At 73.5% G+C, this 19,962-nt stretch carries 18 protein-coding genes; 7 read left to right on the top strand and 11 right to left on the bottom strand.

The window, feature by feature from the left end; all coding sequences use genetic code 11:
• The first annotated feature begins 186 nt into the window (after positions 1–186).
• A complete protein-coding gene (locus ACFVUH_RS21560) occupies positions 187–2,391 on the top strand; it encodes a hypothetical protein (protein ID WP_387914936.1) in 2,205 nt (734 codons plus the stop codon).
• A 95-nt stretch (positions 2,392–2,486) separates the two neighbouring features.
• On the opposite strand, the gene ACFVUH_RS21555 is transcribed toward ACFVUH_RS21560, so the two are convergent.
• On the bottom strand, positions 2,487–2,693 hold the full coding sequence (locus ACFVUH_RS21555; protein WP_355361040.1) for a hypothetical protein: 207 nt from the start codon (positions 2,691–2,693) through the stop codon (positions 2,487–2,489).
• A gap of 285 nt (positions 2,694–2,978) precedes the next feature.
• Here ACFVUH_RS21555 and ACFVUH_RS21550 point away from each other — a divergent pair, with 285 nt between their 5' ends.
• Complete coding sequence (locus tag ACFVUH_RS21550; RefSeq protein ID WP_387914935.1) at positions 2,979–4,139, top strand: N-acetylmuramoyl-L-alanine amidase; 1,161 nt, start codon at positions 2,979–2,981, stop codon at positions 4,137–4,139.
• A 48-nt stretch (positions 4,140–4,187) separates the two neighbouring features.
• Here the strand turns inward: ACFVUH_RS21550 and ACFVUH_RS21545 are convergent, their stop codons facing one another.
• Together ACFVUH_RS21545 and ACFVUH_RS21540 are read right to left on the bottom strand one after the other, a co-directional pair.
• Positions 4,188–5,849, bottom strand: coding sequence for an AMP-binding protein (locus tag ACFVUH_RS21545; RefSeq protein ID WP_387914934.1), 1,662 nt, complete (start codon positions 5,847–5,849; stop codon positions 4,188–4,190).
• A gap of 165 nt (positions 5,850–6,014) precedes the next feature.
• Entirely contained in the window at positions 6,015–7,481 is a 1,467-nt protein-coding gene (locus tag ACFVUH_RS21540) for an MFS transporter (protein ID WP_387914933.1), read from the bottom strand.
• Positions 7,482–7,638: 157 nt separating this feature from the next.
• Between ACFVUH_RS21540 and ACFVUH_RS21535 the strand changes: the two genes are divergently transcribed.
• Entirely contained in the window at positions 7,639–8,094 is a 456-nt protein-coding gene (locus ACFVUH_RS21535; protein WP_355361052.1) for a MarR family transcriptional regulator, read from the top strand.
• Between the two features lie 66 nt (positions 8,095–8,160).
• A complete protein-coding gene (locus ACFVUH_RS21530; protein WP_387914932.1) occupies positions 8,161–9,228 on the top strand; it encodes a TIGR03617 family F420-dependent LLM class oxidoreductase in 1,068 nt (355 codons plus the stop codon).
• Between the two features lie 134 nt (positions 9,229–9,362).
• Here the strand turns inward: ACFVUH_RS21530 and ACFVUH_RS21525 are convergent, their stop codons facing one another.
• Positions 9,363–10,067, bottom strand: coding sequence for a ScbR family autoregulator-binding transcription factor (locus ACFVUH_RS21525; protein WP_387914931.1), 705 nt, complete (start codon positions 10,065–10,067; stop codon positions 9,363–9,365).
• Positions 10,068–10,271: 204 nt separating this feature from the next.
• The gene (locus tag ACFVUH_RS21520; protein ID WP_355361061.1) at positions 10,272–10,676 is read right to left on the bottom strand and encodes a RidA family protein; all 405 of its coding nucleotides are present in this window, start codon (positions 10,674–10,676) and stop codon (positions 10,272–10,274) included.
• A gap of 211 nt (positions 10,677–10,887) precedes the next feature.
• Between ACFVUH_RS21520 and ACFVUH_RS21515 the strand changes: the two genes are divergently transcribed.
• Complete coding sequence (locus ACFVUH_RS21515; protein ID WP_387914930.1) at positions 10,888–11,484, top strand: C40 family peptidase; 597 nt, start codon at positions 10,888–10,890, stop codon at positions 11,482–11,484.
• A 21-nt stretch (positions 11,485–11,505) separates the two neighbouring features.
• Here the strand turns inward: ACFVUH_RS21515 and thrS are convergent, their stop codons facing one another.
• From thrS to ACFVUH_RS21485, 6 genes are all read right to left on the bottom strand, one after another.
• Positions 11,506–12,762, bottom strand: coding sequence for a threonine--tRNA ligase (thrS, locus tag ACFVUH_RS21510; protein ID WP_387914929.1), 1,257 nt, complete (start codon positions 12,760–12,762; stop codon positions 11,506–11,508).
• A gap of 217 nt (positions 12,763–12,979) precedes the next feature.
• The gene (locus ACFVUH_RS21505) at positions 12,980–13,711 is read right to left on the bottom strand and encodes a leucine-rich repeat domain-containing protein (RefSeq protein WP_387914928.1); all 732 of its coding nucleotides are present in this window, start codon (positions 13,709–13,711) and stop codon (positions 12,980–12,982) included.
• Between the two features lie 129 nt (positions 13,712–13,840).
• Positions 13,841–15,178, bottom strand: coding sequence for a hypothetical protein (locus ACFVUH_RS21500; RefSeq protein ID WP_387914927.1), 1,338 nt, complete (start codon positions 15,176–15,178; stop codon positions 13,841–13,843).
• Between the two features lie 170 nt (positions 15,179–15,348).
• Entirely contained in the window at positions 15,349–15,504 is a 156-nt protein-coding gene (locus tag ACFVUH_RS21495) for a hypothetical protein (protein WP_387914926.1), read from the bottom strand.
• Positions 15,505–15,763: 259 nt separating this feature from the next.
• Entirely contained in the window at positions 15,764–17,176 is a 1,413-nt protein-coding gene (lpdA, locus tag ACFVUH_RS21490) for a dihydrolipoyl dehydrogenase (RefSeq protein WP_387914925.1), read from the bottom strand.
• A gap of 163 nt (positions 17,177–17,339) precedes the next feature.
• On the bottom strand, positions 17,340–18,830 hold the full coding sequence (locus ACFVUH_RS21485; RefSeq protein ID WP_387915036.1) for a M28 family metallopeptidase: 1,491 nt from the start codon (positions 18,828–18,830) through the stop codon (positions 17,340–17,342).
• Positions 18,831–19,059: 229 nt separating this feature from the next.
• On the opposite strand from ACFVUH_RS21485, the gene ACFVUH_RS21480 reads away from it, so the two are divergent.
• Together ACFVUH_RS21480 and ACFVUH_RS21475 are read left to right on the top strand one after the other, a co-directional pair.
• Positions 19,060–19,239, top strand: a complete 180-nt coding sequence (locus tag ACFVUH_RS21480; RefSeq protein ID WP_387914924.1) for an antitoxin — start codon at positions 19,060–19,062, stop codon at positions 19,237–19,239.
• A 235-nt stretch (positions 19,240–19,474) separates the two neighbouring features.
• A complete protein-coding gene (locus tag ACFVUH_RS21475) occupies positions 19,475–19,960 on the top strand; it encodes a TrkA C-terminal domain-containing protein (RefSeq protein ID WP_355361085.1) in 486 nt (161 codons plus the stop codon).
• Positions 19,961–19,962 lie beyond the last annotated feature (2 nt).

The following is a 19,962-nucleotide window of genomic DNA, read 5'->3' as shown; positions in this document are numbered from 1 at the left end:
TTCACCGTTGCTCACGGACGTTCACCGTTGCCCGCGCCGTTCACCGCTGCTCCTCGCTCTCCGACGCTCCGACGTTCCGTCACTCCGGGACGCGGCCCGCGCGGCGGCCCCGGCACCGCGCCACCGCGCCACCGCGTTCGGCCGCCCGTCCCGGGTGACGCACCGCAGCACGCCGAAGGGATTGTCATGCCCGAGTACACCGACCCGTCGCCGAGTTCCCCCGGCGACCCGCTCCCCGTCTCCCGGATCGGCCGCCGGCGCCTGCTGCGCGCCGGGCTGGCCACCGGCGGCGCGCTGGCCGCCGTCCGGCTGCTTCCCGCGACGGCCGCCGGCGCCGCGCCCACCGTCGCCGTCCGCCCGCCCGCCGGCGGGTACGCACCGGCACCGGCCGCCGTCCCCGCCGCGTGGCCGGACTGGGCGCGGTTCGCCCGGCTGGCCGACGGCACCTTCGACGAGGTCGCCGACATGCAGGGCACCATCGACACGCTCAAGGCCCAGAACGTCAGCGTGATCGAGCTGGACACCGTGCTGTCCGACTGGCACACCGACGCCGAGTTCACCGCCCACGCCGCGCTGGTCAAGACCTTCGCCGGCAAGGCGCACGCGGCCGGTCTGAAGGTCGTCATGTACTACCCGTCCCTGGAGGTCATCTCGCCCGGCGGCGAGAAGGGCCGCTCGTTCTACAAGAACGACCAGGGCCGCAACTGGGTCCAGCGCTCCCTCGACGGCAAGCCCAACGTCTTCTACGGCAGCGTGGTGGTCTGGGTCGACCCTGGCGACGAGAGCTGCTGGGTGAGCCCCAACTCCCCCTGGCGGGACTACTACCTGAAGCGGATCAAGCAGCTCGCCGGCACCGGCGTGGACGGGATCTGGCCGGACGTGCCGATCTACTTCGACGGGGTGCTCACCTGGTGCGACGCCTCCACCTGGGGCGCCGCCGCGTTCACCGCGGACACCGGACTGCCCGCCCTGCCCAAGGCCGCGAACGACAACGACCCGGTCTTCCGCCGCTACGTCGAGTGGCGCCACCGCAACCTGCTCCAGTTCCAGCTCGACATCGCCGCCGCCGGGCGCAGCGTCAACCCCGACCTGGTCACCTTCGTCGAGACCGTCTCGATGGACTACCGCTACGCCACCTCGATCGGCCTGGACGGCGCCTACCTGCGACAGGCGGCGGGCAACGTCAGCCAGGTCTGGGAGGTCGACATCCTCGCCAACGAGGACGGCATGCGGCACGCCACCGCGACCGACTGGACCTGCCTGATCTCGATGTACAAGTACGCGCGGGCGGCCAGCGGCAGCAAACCGGCCTGGGCCTTCTCCTACGGCTGGAAGGCCGACGACGCCTCGCTGGTGATGTCGGAGCTGATCGCGGCCGGCTGCAACCCGTACGAGGTGAAGACGCCGTACAAGAACGACACCACCGACGCGGCGATGCGCACCCGGATGTTCGGCTTCGTCAAGGCCAACGAGCGGCGGCTCTACGACGCCGCCTCGGCGGCCGAGGTCGGCGTCTACCACTCCAGCGCCTCGCGCGACTACGTCGGCCCGGGCGAGGGCAACGGCATGTACGCCAACGCGACGGCGCCCGCCGGGATCCTCGACTGGTGGGGCGGCGACGACGCGGCGATGAGCTGCACCACGATGCCGTGGCTGGGCGACTTCCGCGGCACCGTCAAGGCCCTGGTGTACGCGCACATCCCGTTCGACACGGTGACCAGCCCGGGGCTCGCGGCCGAGGACCTGGCGCGGTTCAAGGTGGTGCTGCTGCCGAACCTCCAGGCGGTCTCCGACGCGGAGGCCGCGGTGCTGCGCGGGTACGTCGCGGGCGGCGGCACGATCGTGCTCACCGGGCCCGCGCCGACGGGCCTCGACGAGTACGGCACGGCCCGCGCCGAGTACGCGCTGGCCGACGTGCTGGGGCTGCGCCGGGCCGATCCGCTGCCGGCGGGCCGGCGCACCGCCTTCGGCGCGGGCGTCTGCTGGTACCTCGGCGGCGAGCTGCCGGGGCTCGCCTATCTGCGCACCGCCGACCAGGCCGCGGGTGACCGGCTGCTGGCCCCGGTCCGGGAGGCCGCGCCGCCCTCGCTTGGCCTCTCCGGCGACCGGCGGATCCACCTTGAGGCGCGCCGGCTGGGTGCGGAGACCGTCGTCCACCTGGTGAACTTCAGCAACTTCGGGGACACCCCGGCGGCGTTCCGCACCACGCCGGCGTCCTGCACCCTGACGTACGCCGTCCCGGCCGGGCGCACCGTCGCGGCGGTCACGGTGGCCACCCCGGACGGGACCGATCCGGCGCCGCGGCCGGTGCCGTTCACGGTGACCGGGGCGGTGCTGAGCGTGCCGCTGACGGTCGCGCAGTACGCGGTCGTCGGCATCACCGTGAGCTGATCCCGCGCGCCCCCGGCCGGCCCGTTCGGGGCCGGCCGGGGTGCGGGCACGCGAACGCCCCGGAGCCGACGGCTCCGGGGCGCGGGGCGAAAGGATCAGCCGTTGCTGCTCTCGAAGGCCGCCAGCCAGCTGAGACGCGGGCCGACGAGGCCCACCGCGGCGTTGCCGGCCTCGAGGCCCGCCGAGTAGGAGGGCTGCTCGCCCCCGCCGTGCGCCACCGCGGCGGTCGGCGCGATCACGGCGGCGGCGGCCACGACGGTGGCGACCACGGCGAACTTGCGGAGCTTTCCACGAACCGACATCTCAGGTACTCCTTGATGGTTGGTCAGCAGTCTGCGCCGGCCGTCGCGTGGGACGGCCGGGCGGCACACACGTTGGCACACGAAGGTGGGGGGCCGGACGCATTCGCAACCCGACGCGGGCGGCGGGGCGGGAAGTTCCCCCGGGAGGGTGAAACGGGGGGCGGGTGCCCGTTCGGGCAGACGAATCCTCCGAAGCTGCCACCGGAAACCGGACTGTGGGTACATTCAAGATCGACTTCCGAGCAGTCGGACCGCGCTCCCCGCACGCACCGAGACAGGATCCCGATGACCGAGCCCAGCTCCGCCGTCAGCCGCCGCACCCTGGTGACCGCCATCGGCGCCACCGCCGCCGCGCTCGCCACCGCCCCGGCCGCACACGCCGCCGCGCCGGGCGCCCCGGCCACCGCTCCGGCTGCCCCGGCTGCCCCGGCGCCGGCCGGAACGCCCGCCCGCACCGTCACCGTGCCGGCCACCCGGGCCCGCTCGGCGGCCGGTCGCGCGGCCACCGCCGCACGCACCGACTTCCCGATCCACTACGTCGGCGTCAGCTGGGACGGCCCCCGGCGCGGCGGCTCGATCCGGCTCCACCACGAGGGCACCGGCCCCGGCGCCTGGCAGCCGCTCACCGCCGGCTGCGCGGGCGGCCCCGACCTGCCGGCCGGCTCGGCGGGCGCCGACGCCTCCCGGCGCGCGGCCGTGCTGGTCCCCGCCGGCGGCGCGGTCGGCTACGACCTGCGGCTGCCCGACGGCGCCACCGACGCGCGCTCCACCGCCCTGGACACCACCCAGGGGCCGGCCCGCACCACCACGCTCTCCCCGACCGCACCGGTCACCCTCTGCGGCGTCCAGTACCTCAGCCGCGCCGCCTGGGGCGCCGACGAGTCCAAGCGCTTCAAGAACGGCGTCGAGAACTCCCCGGCCAAGTACTACCCTCTGCAGACCCTGACGGTGCACCACACCGACACCCCGAACGCGGACGCCGACCCGGCCGCCACCGTGCGGGCGATATACGAGTACCACGCCGTCACCCAGGACTGGGGCGACATCGGCTACCACTTCCTGATCGACGAGGCCGGCCGGATCTACGAGGGCCGCTGGTCCGGCGACGACGGCCTCCCGGCGCACGACACCAACGGCAACGTGGTGACGGCCTTCCACACCTCCGGCTTCAACTCCGGCAACCTCGGCATCGCCCTGCTCGGCACCCTGACCGGCCAGGAGCCCACCGCCGCGGCCCGCCACTCGCTCACCCTGCTGCTCGCCCTGCTGACCCGCACCCACGGGCTCGACCCGCAGGCGCACGTCACCTTCGTCAACCCGGTCAACGGCGTCACCAAGCCGGTCGACCTGATCAGCGGCCACCGCGACTGGCTGGCCACCGACTGCCCCGGCGGCACGATGTACGCCACCCTGCCCGCCCTGCGGGCCGAGGTCGCCGCGCTCTGACGGCCCGGCCCGGCCCGGGGTCCCCCGCCCCGGGCCGGGCCGGACGGCTCAGGCGTGCTCGACGCCGTCCGCGCCGCCGTCCAGACCCAGCAGGCCGACGGCCCGCTCGCGCATCTCCACCTTGCGGATCTTCCCGGTGACCGTCATCGGGAACTCGTCCACCAGGTGCACGTAGCGCGGCACCTTGTAGTGGGCGATCCGCCCCGCGCAGTACGCGCGCAGCGCCTCGGCGGTCAGCTCGGGCGCGCCGGGGCGCAGCCGGACCCAGGCCATCAGCTCCTCGCCGTACTTGGCGTCGGGCACCCCGATGACCTGGACGTCCTGGACGTCCGGGTGGGTGTACAGGAACTCCTCGATCTCGCGCGGGTAGATGTTCTCGCCGCCGCGGATCACCATGTCCTTGAGCCGGCCGGTGATGGTGAGGAAGCCCTCCTCGTCCATCACCGCGAGGTCGCCGGTGTGCATCCAGCCCTCGGCGTCGACCGCCTCGGCGGTGCGGTCGGGCTGGTCCCAGTAGCCGAGCATCACCGAGTAGCCCCGGGTGCGCAGTTCGCCGGGCGTGCCGCGCGGGACGGTCTCGCCGCTCTCCGGGTCGGCCACCTTGACCTCCAGGTGCGGGCCGACCCGCCCGACGGTGGAGACCCGCCGCTCCAGCGGGTCCTCGGCGCGGGTCTGGGTGGAGACCGGCGAGGTCTCGGTCATGCCGTAGCAGATGGCGACGTCCCGCATGCCCATCCGGTCGACGACCTGCTTCATCACCTCGATCGGGCAGGGCGAGCCGGCCATGATCCCGGTGCGCAGGCTGGACAGGTCGTGCTCCGCGAAGCCCGGGTCGTTGAGCTCGGCGATGAACATGGTCGGCACGCCGTAGAGCGAGGTGCAGCGCTCGGCGGCCACCGCGCGCAGGGTGGCGACGGGCTCGAAGGCCTGGGCGGGGATCACCACGCAGGCCCCGTGGGAGAGCGCCGCCAGGTTTCCCATCACCATGCCGAAGCAGTGGTAGAAGGGCACGGGCACGCAGATCCGGTCCGCCTCGGTGTAGTCGCAGAGCTCACCGACGAAGTACCCGTTGTTGAGGATGTTGCGGTGCGAGAGCGTGGCGCCCTTGGGGAAGCCCGTGGTCCCGGAGGTGTACTGGATGTTGATCGGGTCGTCCGGGCTCAGCCCGGCCCCGATCCCGGCCGGCCGGTCGCGGTCGCCGCGCTCCCCCGCCGCCAGCAGCTCGTCCCAGCCGGCGGAGCCGATCAGCAGCACGTCGCGCAGTCCGGGGCAGCGCGGGCCGGCCTCGGCGAGCATCGCCGCGTAGTCGGAGGTCTTGAAGGCGGGCACCGCCACGACCGTGCGGATCCCCGACTGCCGCAGCACGTACTCGACCTCGTGGGCGCGGTAGCCGGGGTTGACGGTCACCAGGATCGCACCGATCCGCGCGGTGGCGTACTGGGTGAACACCCACTCCGGGCAGTTCGGCGCCCAGATCCCGACCCGGTCGCCGGTCCGCACCCCGAGGCCGAGCAGCCCGAGCGCGACCCGGTCCACCTCCGCCGCCAGTTCCCGGTACGTCCACCGCCGGCCGCTCGGCACGTCCACCAGCGCCTCCCGGTCGGGGAAGGCGGCGACGGCGCGGTCGAGCGCGGCACCGATGGTGTGCTCCAGCAGCGGCACCGAGGTGTCACCGGTGCTGATGCTGGGAGACGGGGAGGGCGAGGTCATGGTGAGGGCTCCTGGACTCGTCCGGCGCAGGTCGACCGACTCTACGCCGCCCGTCCCGCCCCGTCACCCACGCGCGCACCACCCTTTCCCCACGGGCGACGGACGACCGGCGGCGGGTGCCGTGCCGGGGCCGCCGGTGCGGCCGGCCCCGGCGTCCTCCGCCCGTCAGGCGGAGGCGGCGTCACGCACCGCGGTGCGCTCGGGGGCGCCGGGGGCGGCCTTCGGGGCGCCCTGGCCGGGCGAGAGCGGGATGGTGGCGGCCACCGCCGCGGCGACCAGCGCCACCCCGCAGCCGATCAGCAGGCCGACCCGGAAGCCGGTCTCGGAGGGCAGCACATGGCCGCCCATGGTGGTGGTCAGCTGGGCGAGCACCACGCCGACCACGGCGGCGGAGAGCGAGGTGCCGAGCGAGCGCATCAGGGTGTTGAAGCTGTTCGCCGAGGCGGTCTCGGACATCGGCACGGCACTCATGATCAGCGCCGGCATCGCCCCGTAGGCGAGGCCCACACCGGCGTTGCAGACCAGGGTCACGACCAGCACGCCCCAGGTGGAGCCGATCAGCAGCATCGACAGCCCGTACCCGGCGGCGATCGCCAGGGCGCCGACGACCAGGGTGAACTTCGGGCCGCGCGCCGTCGAGAGCTTGGCGCCGAGCGGCGAGACGACCATCATCATCAGGCCGGAGGGGGCCATCCACAGGCCCATGGCCAGCATGGACTGGCCCAGGCCGTAGCCGGTGGCCTCGGGCAGCTGGAGCAGCTGCGGGATGATCAGCGCCTGCGCGTACATCCCGAAGCCGACCAGGACGGACGCGGCGTTGGTCAGCAGCACGCGCGGGCGGGCGGTCACCCGCAGATCGACCAGCGGCTCGGCGATCCGCAGCTCCCAGACGCCCCAGCCGAGCAGCAGCACCACGGCGGCGGCGAACAGGCCGAGCGTCGTGCCGTCGGTCCAGCCCCAGTCGCCGCCCTTGGAGACCGGCAGCAGCAGGCAGACCAGGCCCGCGCCCAGGCCGAGCGCGCCGAGGCCGTCGAAGCGGCCGCCGGCCGGCGGGGTGGCGGGGGCGGGCACCAGGAAGCGGATCATCGCGGCGATCGCGACGGTGAGCACGGCCGCGCCCCAGAACAGCGCGCGCCAGCTGGCGTACTGGGCGACCGCCGCCGAGATCGGCAGGCCGAGGCCGCCGCCGATTCCCATCGAGGCGCTGACCAGGGCGATCGCCGAGCCGAGCCGCTCGGGCGGGAGCACCTCGCGCAGCAGGCTGATGCCGAGCGGGACCACGCCCATGCCCATGCCCTGCAGTCCGCGTCCGACGATCATCGGCAGGACGGAGGAGGTCAGCGCGCAGATCACCGAGCCGACCAGGAGCGGGGCGCAGCAGGCCAGCAGCATCCGCCGCTTGCCGAGCAGGTCGCCGAGCCGGCCGCTGATCGGCACGAAGACGGCGGCCGACAGCAGGGTCGCGGTGATCACCCAGGAGGCGTTGGACGCGGAGGTGTCCAGGATCTTCGGCAGCTCGCCGATCAGCGGGGTGACCAGGGTCTGCATGATCGCGGCCACCGTACCGGTGAGGGCGAGCGTGGCGACGATCCTCCCGGTCCGGTCGGGGGCGGTGGTCTGTGGGGCGGCCATGGGCGGGGGCTCCTCGGTTCCGTACGACGGTCGACGGATATGCATCCTACACATGATATGCATGATGCATAACGACTCCGATGGGCGCACACCTGCCATACTGTGCGCAAACATCGCAGGTCAGGGCACCGACGCCAGGGGCGGGAAGGACGACGTCATGAGCGGACCCACGGACGAGGTGGCGTTCGAGTACATGGTGCTCAGCCGGCACCACTACCTCAGCCCGGTCGGCGTCCGGCCGCACGGCAGCGGCCTCGACCGCAGCGCCTACATCCTGCTGAGCCGGATCCGGATGCAGGGCCCGATGTCGATCGGCGAGCTCAGCGACGCCTTCGGACTCGACGCCTCGACCCTCAACCGGCAGACCGCCGCGATGACCCGGGCCGGGCTGGTCGAACGGATCCCCGACCCGGAGGGCGGGCTGGCGCGCAAGTTCCGCATGACCGAGGAGGGCGAGCGGCGGCTCGACGAGGACCGCGCGGCGCACGCCCACGCCCTCGGCCTGGTGATGGAGGACTGGCCCGACGAGGACGTCGAGGCCTTCGCCGGGTTCCTGCGGCGCTTCAACACGGGCATCGAACGGCTCGACGGGCGGCCCTGGCCCCGCCCCTGACACTCCCTGACGCTTCCGGACACCGCCGCCCCGCCGGACCCGACCGCCCCACCAGGAGCCCGACAGATGGACCGCCCGCAGGCCCCCGCCCTCCTCCTCGACGCGCTCGCCCCCGCCCATCCGGCCGGCATCCTGGACGCCGCCGAGCAGGCCGAACGGCGGGGCGCGGACCGGCTGGTGGTCTCCGAGACCGCCTACGACCCGTTCCTCCAACTGGCCCGCGCCGCCGACCGCACCAGCTCGATCGAGCTGGCCACCGGAGTCGCGGTGGCCCTCGCCAGGACCCCGATGACCCTCGCCTACCAGGCCTGGGGCCTGCACGCGGCCTCCGGCGGACGGGCCGTCATCGGGCTCGGCTCGCAGGTCAAGCCGCACATCGAGAAGCGCTTCGGGATGCCCTGGGACCGGCCCGCCGCACGGATGCGCGAGTACGTGCACGCGGTGCGGGCGATCTGGCACAGCTGGCAGACCGGCGAACGGCTGCGCTTCCGGGGCGACTTCTACACCCACACGGTGATGACGCCGGTCTTCTCCCCCGATCCGGTCCCGGCCGGGGTGCCGCGGATCCTGCTGGCCGGCGTCGGTCCGCTGATGGTGCGCACCGCGGGCGCGGTGGCGGACGGCTTCCTCAGCCACCCGTTCACCTCCGTCGACTACCTGACCCGACAGGTGCTGCCGGCGCTCGCCGAGGAGCGCGAACGGGCCGAGGCCGAGGGCGCGGCCTGGACCGGGCGGCCCTTCGAGGTCGTCGGCAGCGTGCTCACCGCGACCGGGCGCACCGAGGAGGAGCTGCGCGCCAACCTGGCGGCCACCCGCGAGCGGCTCGCCTTCTACGCCTCCACGCCCGCCTACCGTCCGGTGCTGGCCCAGCACGGCTGGGAGGAGCTGCACGAGGAGTTGCACCGGCTGTCGCTGCGCGGCCGCTGGCCCGAGATGGCCGCGCTGATCGACGACCGGGTCCTCGACACCTTCGCCGTCACGGGCACGGTCGAGGAGGCCGCGCGGGAGATCCACCGCCGGTACGCGGGCCTGGCCACCCGGGTCTCGGTCAGCCTCCCGGAGGACGCGGCGCCGGACCTCGGCCTGGACGTCCTGGACGCCCTGCGCGCGATCGATCGACCCGCGCCGCGCTGACGCTCTGCGGCCGACGGGCCGTCAGCTCCACGCCGTCCAGGATCCGCTGACGGACCGTCGGCCCGTCCGGCCGTGGCTACGCTCCGCAGCCGCCGCCGGACGGGCCGGCGGGCAGGGAAACCGGACAAGCGGTATCATTCGACGACTTTGCCGGCCTCGCCGGCCTCGCGGGTGACTGCACCCTCCGCCTCGGCGCCGCCGCGCGCGGCGACCATCTCGGCGTACACCCGCGCGCCCCGGTCCGGGGCCAGGTCGAGGCAGGCCAGCACCCCGGGGACGGCGATGCTCGGCATCAGGTGCCGGTACAGCGTGGCGACCCGATCGGCGAGGTCGGCCCGGCCGGTGAAGCGCTGCGACTGGAGCTGCACGCCCACCCAGGAGGCCGTCATCAGCCCCGCCGTGTCGGCCGGCACCACGTGCGGCAGCAGCTCGCCACGCTCGCCCGCCGTCACCAGCAACCGCTCCAGCCTGGCGATCCACCCCGGCGCGGCGTCGAACCCCAGATGGCCCTCCGCGCCCTGGTCCACCGAGAGCCGCACACCGGCGCTGACCAGCGGGTCGATGGGCACCAGATGGGTGACCACCATCCCGGTGTCCACGAACTCCTGCAGCCTGCACGAGCGCTCCGGCACGGCCTCGGCCTCGAACTGCCCCTCGATGACCCCCTGCGCCAGCTCGCGCTTGGACGCGAAGTGGAAGTAGACGGCACCCCGGGTCACACCGGCCCGGGCGACCACCTCGCCGATGGTCGCGCGCTCGTATCCGCACTCGTCGAACACCGAGGCCGCGGCCTCCAGAATCAGCCGCCGCGTCCGCAACGCCCGCTCCTGTCGCGCCACCACGACCACCCCCGCCCACACGCACCGCAACAAACCAAACAGCCCGTATCTTACCCGGGGCACCGAACCGGCCCGGGGCGCTCCCCGGCGCGGCCCCGGGCACGCGGTGTCAGAGGATACCGACCGAGCGGTCGGCCCCGACCCGGCACCCGGTGCTCCGGCAGCCCCCTGCCCGCGCGCTCCGGGCGCTCCGGACCCCGGCGGTCAGCCCAGCACGGCGACCGCCTCGACCTCGACGAGCTGGTCGTGGTACCCGAGCACGGAGACACCGAGCAGGGTGCTCGGCACGTCGTGCTCGCCGAGGTACTCGCGGTAGACCTCCCAGACGGCGCCCAGGTCCGCCTGCCGGGAGGAGGCGACGTACACCGTGGTCCGCACCAGATCGGTGAGCGCCGCGCCCTCGTCCTCCAGGACGGTCAGCAGGTTCCGCATCACCTGGTGGGCCTGGCCGACGTAGTCGCCGACCGCCACGGTGCGCCCCTCGGCATCCAGCGGACAGGCGCCGGCCAGCCAGAGCGAGCGGACCGGCGCGTCGACGGCCGCCGCGTAGGCGTAGTCGACCGCCTGGGTGAGGCGGTGGTTGCGGATCAGCCTGACGGACTTGCTCATGGGTCCCTCCCGGACGGACGTTCGGCCCTGCCGCGCCCCATCGTTGGATCCTCGCGCCGGAGCGTCAACCGATTTCCGGGCGTCGCCCCGGGCGGATCGGGGCCGACGGCCGGCGAATTCACCGGTGCGGGTGATGGCGGGCCGCCCGCTCCGGCCGGGATCCTGGTGGCTCGCCCGGCTCGCCCGGTTCGTCGACGACCGAGGGGTCCACATGCCGTTTCCGCACCTCACCGGGGTCTGGGGCCGCCGCCGGATGCTGGGACTCGCCCTGGGGGCCGGCCTCGCCCCCGCCCTGGGCACCGGGCCCGCCGTCGCCCGCCCCGGCGACGAGGGCGGGGACCTCGCGCTCGGCCACCGGGTGGCCGCCGTGGCCGCCGCGCAGATCGGGGTGCCCTACGCCTGGGGCGGCGGGGACCGGCTGGGCGCGAGCATCGGCTTCTGCGACGAGGAGAACGGCTACCTCGACGGCCAGTGCCTCGGCGAGAGCACGGTCGGCTACGACTGCAGCGGCCTGTCGCTGTACTGCTGGTACCGGGCCAGCGGCGGCGCCGTCGAGCTGGCGCACTACACCGTGGCCCAGTTCCACCGCTCCGCCCCGGTGGAGCGGTCCGCGCTGCTCCCCGGCGACCTGCTGTTCTTCTCCCGGCCCGACGCGCCGCTGCACCACGTGGGCCTGTGGACCGGGGACGGCGCGATGATCCACGCCGAGCACACCGGCACCCTGGTGGCCCGGCTGGAGGGCGTGTTCGACGTCCCCCGCTGGTCCCGCGAATTCGCCGGCGCCCGCCGCCCGTTGCCGTCGCCCTGAACGTCCGGAGGACGCCCGGCCCTACGCCTCGTCCCACAGCTCCGCGGAACAGGCGTCCACCTGGGCGCGGATCCGGGCCAGCGCCGCGGCCGCCGGCAGCGGGTCGGGCCGGCGGCCGTCGCGCAGGCGCAGCGCGAGCAGGTCGTCCGCCGCCTCCCGGGGGCCGATGACCGCCTGGTAGGGCACCAGCCGCGCCTCCCGGATCCGGGCGCCGAGACTGCCCCGCTCCGGTCCGGCGACCTCGACCCGCAGCCCGAGGTCCAGACAGCGCCCGCGCACCCGCTCGGCCCGCTCCCGCTCGCCCTCGGACAGCGGCAGCAGCACCAGCTGGGTCGGCGCCAGCCATGCCGGGAAGGCCCCCCGGTACAGCTCGATCAGATGGGCGACCACCCGCTCGACGCTGCCGATGACGCTGCGGTGGACCATCACCGGCCGGTGCTTGTTGCCGTCCGGCCCGGTGTAGCGCAGGCCGAACCGCTCCGGCTGGTGGAAGTCGATCTGCACGGTGGAGAGGGTGGACTCGCGCCCGGCGGCGTCGGCGATCTGGACGTCGATCTTCGGTCCGTAGAAGGCCGCCTCGCCCTCCGCCGCCTCGAACGGCACCCCGGAGCGCCGCAGCACCTCGGTGAGCAGCGCGGTGGCCCGCTCCCAGAGCGCCGGGTCGGCCACGTACTTGCCGCCCTCGCCCGGCAGCGAGAGCCGGTGGCGGACCGGCCGGATGCCGAGGGCCCGGTGCGCCTCGCCGATCAGCTCCAGGGCGCCGACCGCCTCGTCGGCGGCCTGCTCGGGGGTGCAGAAGACGTGCGCGTCGTTCAGCTGGATGGCCCGCACCCGGGTCAGCCCGCCGAGCACGCCGGACGGTTCGGAGCGGTACATGCCGCCCAGCTCGGCGATCCGCAGCGGCAGCTCACGGTGGCTGCGGGCGCGTGAGCGGTAGATCAGGGCGTGGTGGGGGCAGAGGCTGGGGCGCAGCACGACCTGCTCGGTGCCCAGCTCCATCGGCGGGAACATGTCGTCGCGGTAGTGCTGCCAGTGGCCGGAGATCTCGTACAGCTCGCGCTTGCCGAGGACGGGCGAGTAGACGTGGCGGTAGCCGGCGCGCCGTTCGCGGTCGCGGATGAACTCTTCCAGGGCGTGCCGGATCGCGGCGCCGTCGGGCAGCCAGTACGGGAGGCCGGAGCCGATCAGCGGGTCGGTGTCGAAGAGTTCGAGTTCCCGGCCCAGCCGGCGGTGGTCGGCGACGGGGGCCGCCGGGGGTGCGACGGGGTTGCTGCTCATGGTGGTGGTCTCCACTCGGCTCGGCGGGCGAGTGGACCGGTACGGCGAAGCCCCGGGGCACTCGCCCCGGGGCTTCGGACTAGGTCAGCAGTCAGCGCGCCGGGACTCTCTCCGGCGTCGTCGTGAGGACGGCTGCGGCGCGCTTCATGACATCGACGCTAGCACCCGAACGCCCGCCGGGCGAGCGGTTTCCCCGGACGGACCCGCCCGCGCGGGCTCAGTGCAGCACCACGCAGCCGCGCGCCGCCAGCGCCGACAGCAGTGCGGGGGCCGGCTCGACCGCGTTCCAGCGCAGGTCGAGCTTCTCCAGCGCGGGCAGCGCCGCCGGGTCCGCCAGCCAGTCCGGCAGCCCGGTGATCCGGTTGCCCCGCAGGTCGAGCCGGCGCAGCCGCGGCAGCCCGGCCAGCACCGCGGGCACCTCCGGGAACGCGTTCTCCCGCAGTTCGAGCTCGCGCAGCTCGGCGAGGCCGGCGAAGGAGTCCGGCAGGGCGGTCAGCGTGTTGCCGCGCAGCCAGAGCTCGCGCAGCGCGTGCAGGCCGCCGAGCGATCCGGGCAGCGCGGTGAGCGCGTTGTGCTGGGCGCGGAGTTCCACCAGGCCGGCCATCGCGCCGAGGGCGTCGGGCAGTTCGGCGATCCGGTTCTCGCCGATGTTGAGGTAGCGCAGCGCGGTGAGCCCGCCGAGGGCCGCCGGGAGCGCGGTGAGCGCGTTGTCGTGCAGGTAGAGGAAGTCGGTGAGGCCGGTGAGGCCGCCGATCTCCTCGGGGAGTGCGGCGATCCGGTTGTGGCCGAGGTCGAGGGTGCGCAGCCGCCGCAACCGGCCGATGGCGGCCGGGACTTCGGTGATGCCGGTCTCCGCGAGGATGAGCACCGTGAGGTCGGTGCGGTCCCAGACGTCGGCGGGCACGGCGTCGGGGTGGCGGCGCCAGAGATTGAGGATGGTGTCGGTCACCCGGCCATCCTGCCGCACCCGCACCCGCCCGCGGCCGTGGTCCGCACGTTCCCTCCCCGTCCGTCCCGGCCCGCGCGGAACGGGCCGGGACGGACGGGTGGGTGGGTGGGTGCGGTCACCCGCCGACGGTCAGGGGCGCAGGACGCGGGAGGGCGCGGCGGCGTTGTCGGCCGCGGCCTGGGAGCGGAGGGCGGGGGTCACGCAGACGTCGTCGCCGGGCCAGGCCTCGCGCCAGACGTAGCCGTTGACGCAGGTGTGCGGCCCGTAGGGGCCGGAGACCCAGCGGCTGGCGCGGACCGCGTTGTCGGCGGCGGTCTGGTTCCGGTTCGCCGGGGTCACGCAGGTGTAGTCACGGTTGTCGCCGTCCCGCCAGACGTAGCCGGCGGCACAGGTGTTGGGACCGTAGGCCGCCATCGAGGTGGCCGAGTAGACGGTGACACCGGCGGTGCCGCCGCTGATCGAGGTCGAGATCGAGTCGCCGTTGGCGTTGAGCGAGCTGACGGGCAGCCGGGCGCCGCCGTCCAGGGTCCGCTGGAGGTAGGGCGTGCCGTTGACGATCTCGTGGATCAGCACGACGTCGTCGGGGATGCCCGCGGAGTAGCCGAGCTTCCGGGTGAACTCCACGGTGTAGTAGTGGAACGGGTCCGTTCCGATCGGCACCCGCAGCAGCTGCGGGTGGGAGCCGTCGTCGCTCTGGAAGGAGGTGAGGGTGTAGCTGCTCCAGCCGGCCGGGGCGACCGCCACCCGGCTGTGGTCCACCCAGCCGAGCTTGTCGAGGTGGTAGGCGGCCAGGCCGACCGGCCGGGCGTTGCCGTAGGTGCTGCCGACGCCCGGGCTGTAGACGTTGGCCGCGCTCATCTCGTCCCACGGGTCGTCGTACTCGCCCGGCTGCGACCACGGGGCGTTGCGGTAGCCGGTGTCGTTGGAGTAGGAGTGCCCGAGCCCGTATCCGTGCAGCATCTCGTGGGCGACGGAGACCGAGGAGAGGCCGGTGCCGTCCAGGTAGATCGCGTTGGTGCTCCCCCACCAGTCGATGCCGACGTTGGTGACGACGATCGTGCGGTGCCCGGCCGGAACGGTGTACCCGCCGGCGCGCGCGGCGGCGACGCAGTCCTGGAAGCGGGTGCCCCGGTCGCGGCCCTGCTCCTGCGCGAGGGTGTACGGCATGGTGTACCAGCCGGCGGCGTTGGAGTTGCGGATCTGCACGGCGCCGGCCGAGATGCTGTTGAAGTAGTCGTACATGCCGCCGGTGCCCGCGCCGGAGTCGGTGAAGAAGTTCCGCAGCCAGCCGGCGGTGTGCGGCTCGGAGGCGTTGTCGGAGACCTTGCACATGAGGATCGACCAGCCGGTGTAGCCGCGGACCGGCACGGCCCCGGCGCCCTGCGGGAGGCCGAGCAGCACCAGGAGGACGGCGGCCAGCAGGGCCGTCCCTCTGGCGCCGATCCGGCGCATTCGATGTGTGCGCATGTAGGCGTTCCCCCCTCGTCCCGGTGTTCCGGGGCCTGCCCCCGGACGGGTCAGGCACCCGTACCCAGGCGACGATGAGCAATAAACTCCTTACAGGCAGCGGTAGTTGAAGGAGATCGAGGGCCCGGTCGGCGGTTCGCCGACCCGGCGGCCGACGGGCCGGCGAACCGTCAGTCCCGGTAGTCCATGGCGTAGCGGCAGTGCGCGGGGGCCGTGCGGCGCTCCTCCGGCGCGGACTCCTCCCCGGCCCCTTCGACGGCCGCCTCCGCGGCCTCGTACGGGCGGTGGTCGCGCGGGTCCTCGGAGAGCGGTCGGTACTCGGTCATGGCGCGGACGTCCTTCCGGTCGCGGCGGCGGCCCCGGTCGGCCCCGCCCACGGTTCCAGTCCATCCCCGCGAACGGCCTGGCGCACCGGCTCTTGACGCCCCGGCTACGCGGATCCGCCCCGCGTTGACGGCACTTTGACGGCGACCGCCCGTGGCTCCGGCCCCACGCCCCGCACCCCGTGCCCCCGCTCAACGGGAAGGGCCCGTCCGGCGGAGGGCGGTCCCCCCGCCGGACGGGCCCGGCACCGGAAAGGTGCGATCACATGTTGATCATGTGACCGGCCAGTCCGTGGATCGCCTCCTTGACCGCCTCACCCAGGGTCGGGTGCGCGTGCACGTTGCGGGCGACCTCGTGCACGGTGAGGTCCCACTGCTGGGCCAGCGTCAGCTCCGGCAGCAGCTCGGTGACCTCGGGCCCGATCAGGTGGGCGCCGAGCAGCTCGCCGTGGGTGTTGTCACAGATGACCTTGACGAAGCCGGTCGGGTGGCCGAGGCCGTGCGCCTTGCCGTTGGCGGTGAACGGGAACTTGGCGACCTTGACGTCGTAGCCCAGGTCGCGGGCCTGCGCCTCGGTGTAGCCGAAGCTGGCGATCTGCGGCTGGCAGTAGGTGGCGCGCGGGATCATCGCGAAGTCCACCTCCATGGTCTCCGCGTCGCCGATCGTCTCGGCGGCGATCACGGCCATCGCCTCCGCGGCGTGCGCCAGCATCAGCTTGGCGGTGACGTCGCCGATGGCGAAGATGTGCGGGACGTTGGTGCGGCCGCGGCCGTCGACCGCGATGGCGCCGCGCTCGGTCAGCTTGACCCCGGTGTTCTCCAGGCCGTAGCCGTGCACCCGCGGGGCGAAGCCGATCGCCTGGAGCACCTTGTCGGCCTCCAGCACCTGCTGCTGCCCGTCCTTGGCGGTGACGGTGACCTTGACCTTGGCGGCCGGGTCCTTGTCGTCGATCGAGTCGACCCGGGTCGAGGTGAGCACCTGGATGCCCAGCTTGCGGTACTGCTTGGCGAGCTCGGCGGAGACCTCGGCGTCCTCCAGCGGCACCATCCGGTCGAGGAACTCGACGATGGTGACCTGCACGCCGTAGTTGTGCAGCACGTAGGCGAACTCCACGCCGATCGCGCCGGCGCCGGCGATGATGATGCTGCCGGGCAGCTGCTCGGTGAGGATCTGCTCCTCGTAGGTGACCACGCGCTCGCTCAGGCTGGTGCCGGGCAGCAGCCGGGTGGTGGCACCGGCGGCGATGACGCAGTGGTCGAAGGTGACGACCTCGAAGCCGCCACCGTTGAGGGCGACCTGCAGGGTGTAGTCGTCGACGAAGGTGCCGCGGCCGTCGTACTCGGTGATGTCGTTCTTCTTCATCAGGTAGTGGACGCCCTTGACGCGGCCGTCGGCGACGGTGCGGCTGCGCTTGAACGCCTCGCTGTAGTCGAAGGTCACCTGGCCCTCGACCTTGATGCCGAAGGTCTTGGCCTCCTTGGTCACGATGTGCGCGAGCTCCGCGTTGCGCAGCAGGGCCTTGGAGGGGATGCAGCCCACGTTCAGGCAGACCCCGCCCCAGTACTTCGACTCGACGACGGCGACCTTCAGGCCGAGCTGCGCGGAGCGGACGGCCGCGGTGTAGCCGCCGGGGCCGGCGCCGAGGACGACGACGTCGTAGTGCGTGCTGCTCATGGTGCTGACTCCTCCGAGGGTGTCACGGTGTCGTGATCTCGGTGCCATGGTGTCAGGCCCCCGCCCCGCGCACCCATCGGACCCCTACCGCCGGGCGCCCGACCGGGTTGCCGGTCCGGCCCCCTGCCCGCCGGGCGGGGAAAGGGGGCCGGGCCGGACCGGATCAGACCTCGACCTCGTGCGCGTGGCCCTCCTGGAGGCCGCCGCCCTCGGTGCGCTGCGGCGGGACGGGGGTGTGCAGCGAGGAGAGGTCCCAGGCGTAGGTGCCCACCGAGTCCGCGATGACGTCGATGTTGACGTCGAAGGCGGTCAGGTCCAGGTTGCGGAGGTCGTCGCAGGCCTTGTGGTAGCAGGGGTCGAAGGCCTGGCCGGCGGTTCCGCCGTACTTGGCGGCCTGGGCGGGCGTCTTGATCACCTCGGCGCCGGTGTCGGTGCCGCCGGCCGGGATGCCCGCGTCGATGAACGGACCGTAGTCGGAGCGGCCGGTGAAGTCGGTGCCCTCGTGCGGCAGGCCGCGGCGGTCGAGGTAGTCGGTGATGTGCCGCTCCAGCTGCGCGGAGCCGTCCGGGCCGGGGCCGGAGCCCACGTGGTCGGAGTCGTCGCCGTCGTAGACGAACTGCGCGGAGTTGGGCGAGGCGATCATGTCGAAGTTCAGGTAGAGCTTGATCTTCTTGCGGTCGGCCTCGGAGAGCGACTTCACGTACGCCGCGGAGCCCCGCAGGCCGAACTCCTCGGCGGACCACCAGGCGAACCGGACCTTGTTCTTCACCGGACGGTGGGCGAGGTTCCTGGCGACCTCGAGGATGCCGGCCGTGCCGGAGGCGTTGTCGTTGATGCCGGGGCCGGCCTGCACCGAGTCGAGGTGCGAGCCGATCACGACGGTGTTGTCCGGGTCGCCGCCGCGGGTCTCGGCGATGACGTTCCAGGTCGTGCGCTTCTCCATGAAGGTGCGGATGTCCAGGGCGACGGTGACCGGGCCGGCCGCCGCCTTGGCGGCGAGCGCCTGTCCGGCGGCCTGGGTGATGCCGCCGACCGGGATCCGCCCGAGGCCCGGCTCGCCGAGGGTGCCGTTGAGGTCGCCCTCGACGTTGTTGTAGATCACCGCGCCGAGGGCGCCCGCGTCGGCCGCCGCGGCCTGCTTGACCGCGAAGCTGCAGCCGCCGCGCCGGATCAGCGCGATCTTCCCGGTGACCGCGCCGGAGGCGTAGTCGGCGGCCTCGCAGCCGGTGGTGGCGTCGACCGGGACCACCGCGAGCGCCGCGGTCAGACCCGCGTCCGGGCCGCCGACCGAGTAGGTCATCGCCTTGATCACGACGTCCTCGGCCTGCGGCGAGACCACCGAGAGCCGCTCGGACAGCTCCTGGAAGTACGTGTACTCGAACTGCTGCCTGGACACCTTGAGCCCGGCCCGGCGGGCCTGCTCGTAGACGTAGCCGGCGGACTGGTCGTGGCCGGACGTGCCCGCCACCCGGTTGCCGCCGTTGCGGCGGGCGATCCGCTGGAGCGCCTCCAGGGTGTCGTAGGCACCGTCCACACTGCTCTCCTCCACCAGACGGGCGGCCAGCTTCGCCCCCTTGCGGGCCGGGTCCGGGTCGGCGGCGGCGCTGCCGGTGCCGACCAGCAGCAGCGGGGTGACCAGCGCCGCCACCGCCAGCGCGGCGCCCGCCGTCCGGCGGGCGGGGGCGGTGCGGGCGCGGAGGGTGGCGGCCGGGCGACCGGTCCGAGCGTTCAAGGCTTGTCCTTCCGACGGTCCGTGGGACTCCCGATTTGACATGTTCCTCGCCCCCTTGCCAAGCCCGGCGCACAAGCTGACCGGATGCGGACACCCCGGTGTGCGGCGATGCTGGGAGAGGTGGGGCCGTCTCATCCGGGAGTGTGACCACATGTCCATGTTCGACAAGCTCAAGAGCATGCTCAAGGGCCATGAGGACCAGACCGAGAAGGGCGTCGACAAGGCCGGCGACATGGTCGACGAACGTACCCAGGGCAAGTACAGCGGCCAGGTCGACACGGGCCAGGAGAAGCTCAAGGACCAGCTGCGCGACGACCGCCCGCCGCAGTAGTCCCCTCCCCGAACCCGGGCCGTCACGCAGTCACCGGCCCGCCGCCCCGGTTCGTGCGCGCGCTTCCCGGCGCACCCACGGACCGGGGCACTATTTTCAGACTTTACATACTCATTACTATTAGTCCGGTTGCGCGTTCGCGTCTCATACGCGGTCAGGCGCCGGCGTCCCGTGCTCCGGCGTGCCCGCGCCGTGCGCAGCCTCTGGGAACCGCTCTGACGAGAGGACAGCCGCCGTGTCGATCGCCCGTGTCCGGACCACCCCGCTCCCCGGTGTCGGAGTCCAGTACGACCTCACCACCCGAGAACAGCGGCACCTGTCCGTGATCGCCCACCGGGACGGCTCACGCAGCCTCAACGTCTACCGCTCGGACGACCCCGACGCCTGCTCCCAGGCCTTCCGGCTGACCGCCGAGGAGTCCACCGCCCTGGTCGACGCCCTGACCCCGGCCCACCACAACCCGGCCCTGCTGCACACCACCGACCTCGGCCTGGTCGCCGAGCGGCTCCCGGTCGACGGCACCTCGTACTGGAACGGGCGGCTGCTCGGCGAGACCAGGATGCGCACCGAGACCGGCGCCTCGATCGTCGCCGTGCTGCGGCGCACCGGCGCCGTCCCCTCCCCCGCACCGGACTTCCGGCTGGCGGGCGGCGACACGCTCATCGTGATCGGCACCCGCGAGGGTGTGGACGCGGCGGCGGCGATCCTGGAGCGGGGGTGATC

Source organism: Kitasatospora sp. NPDC058032 (genome assembly GCF_042885845.1).
GTDB lineage: Bacteria > Actinomycetota > Actinomycetes > Streptomycetales > Streptomycetaceae > Kitasatospora.
This window is presented reverse-complemented; position numbering and strand designations above follow the sequence as displayed.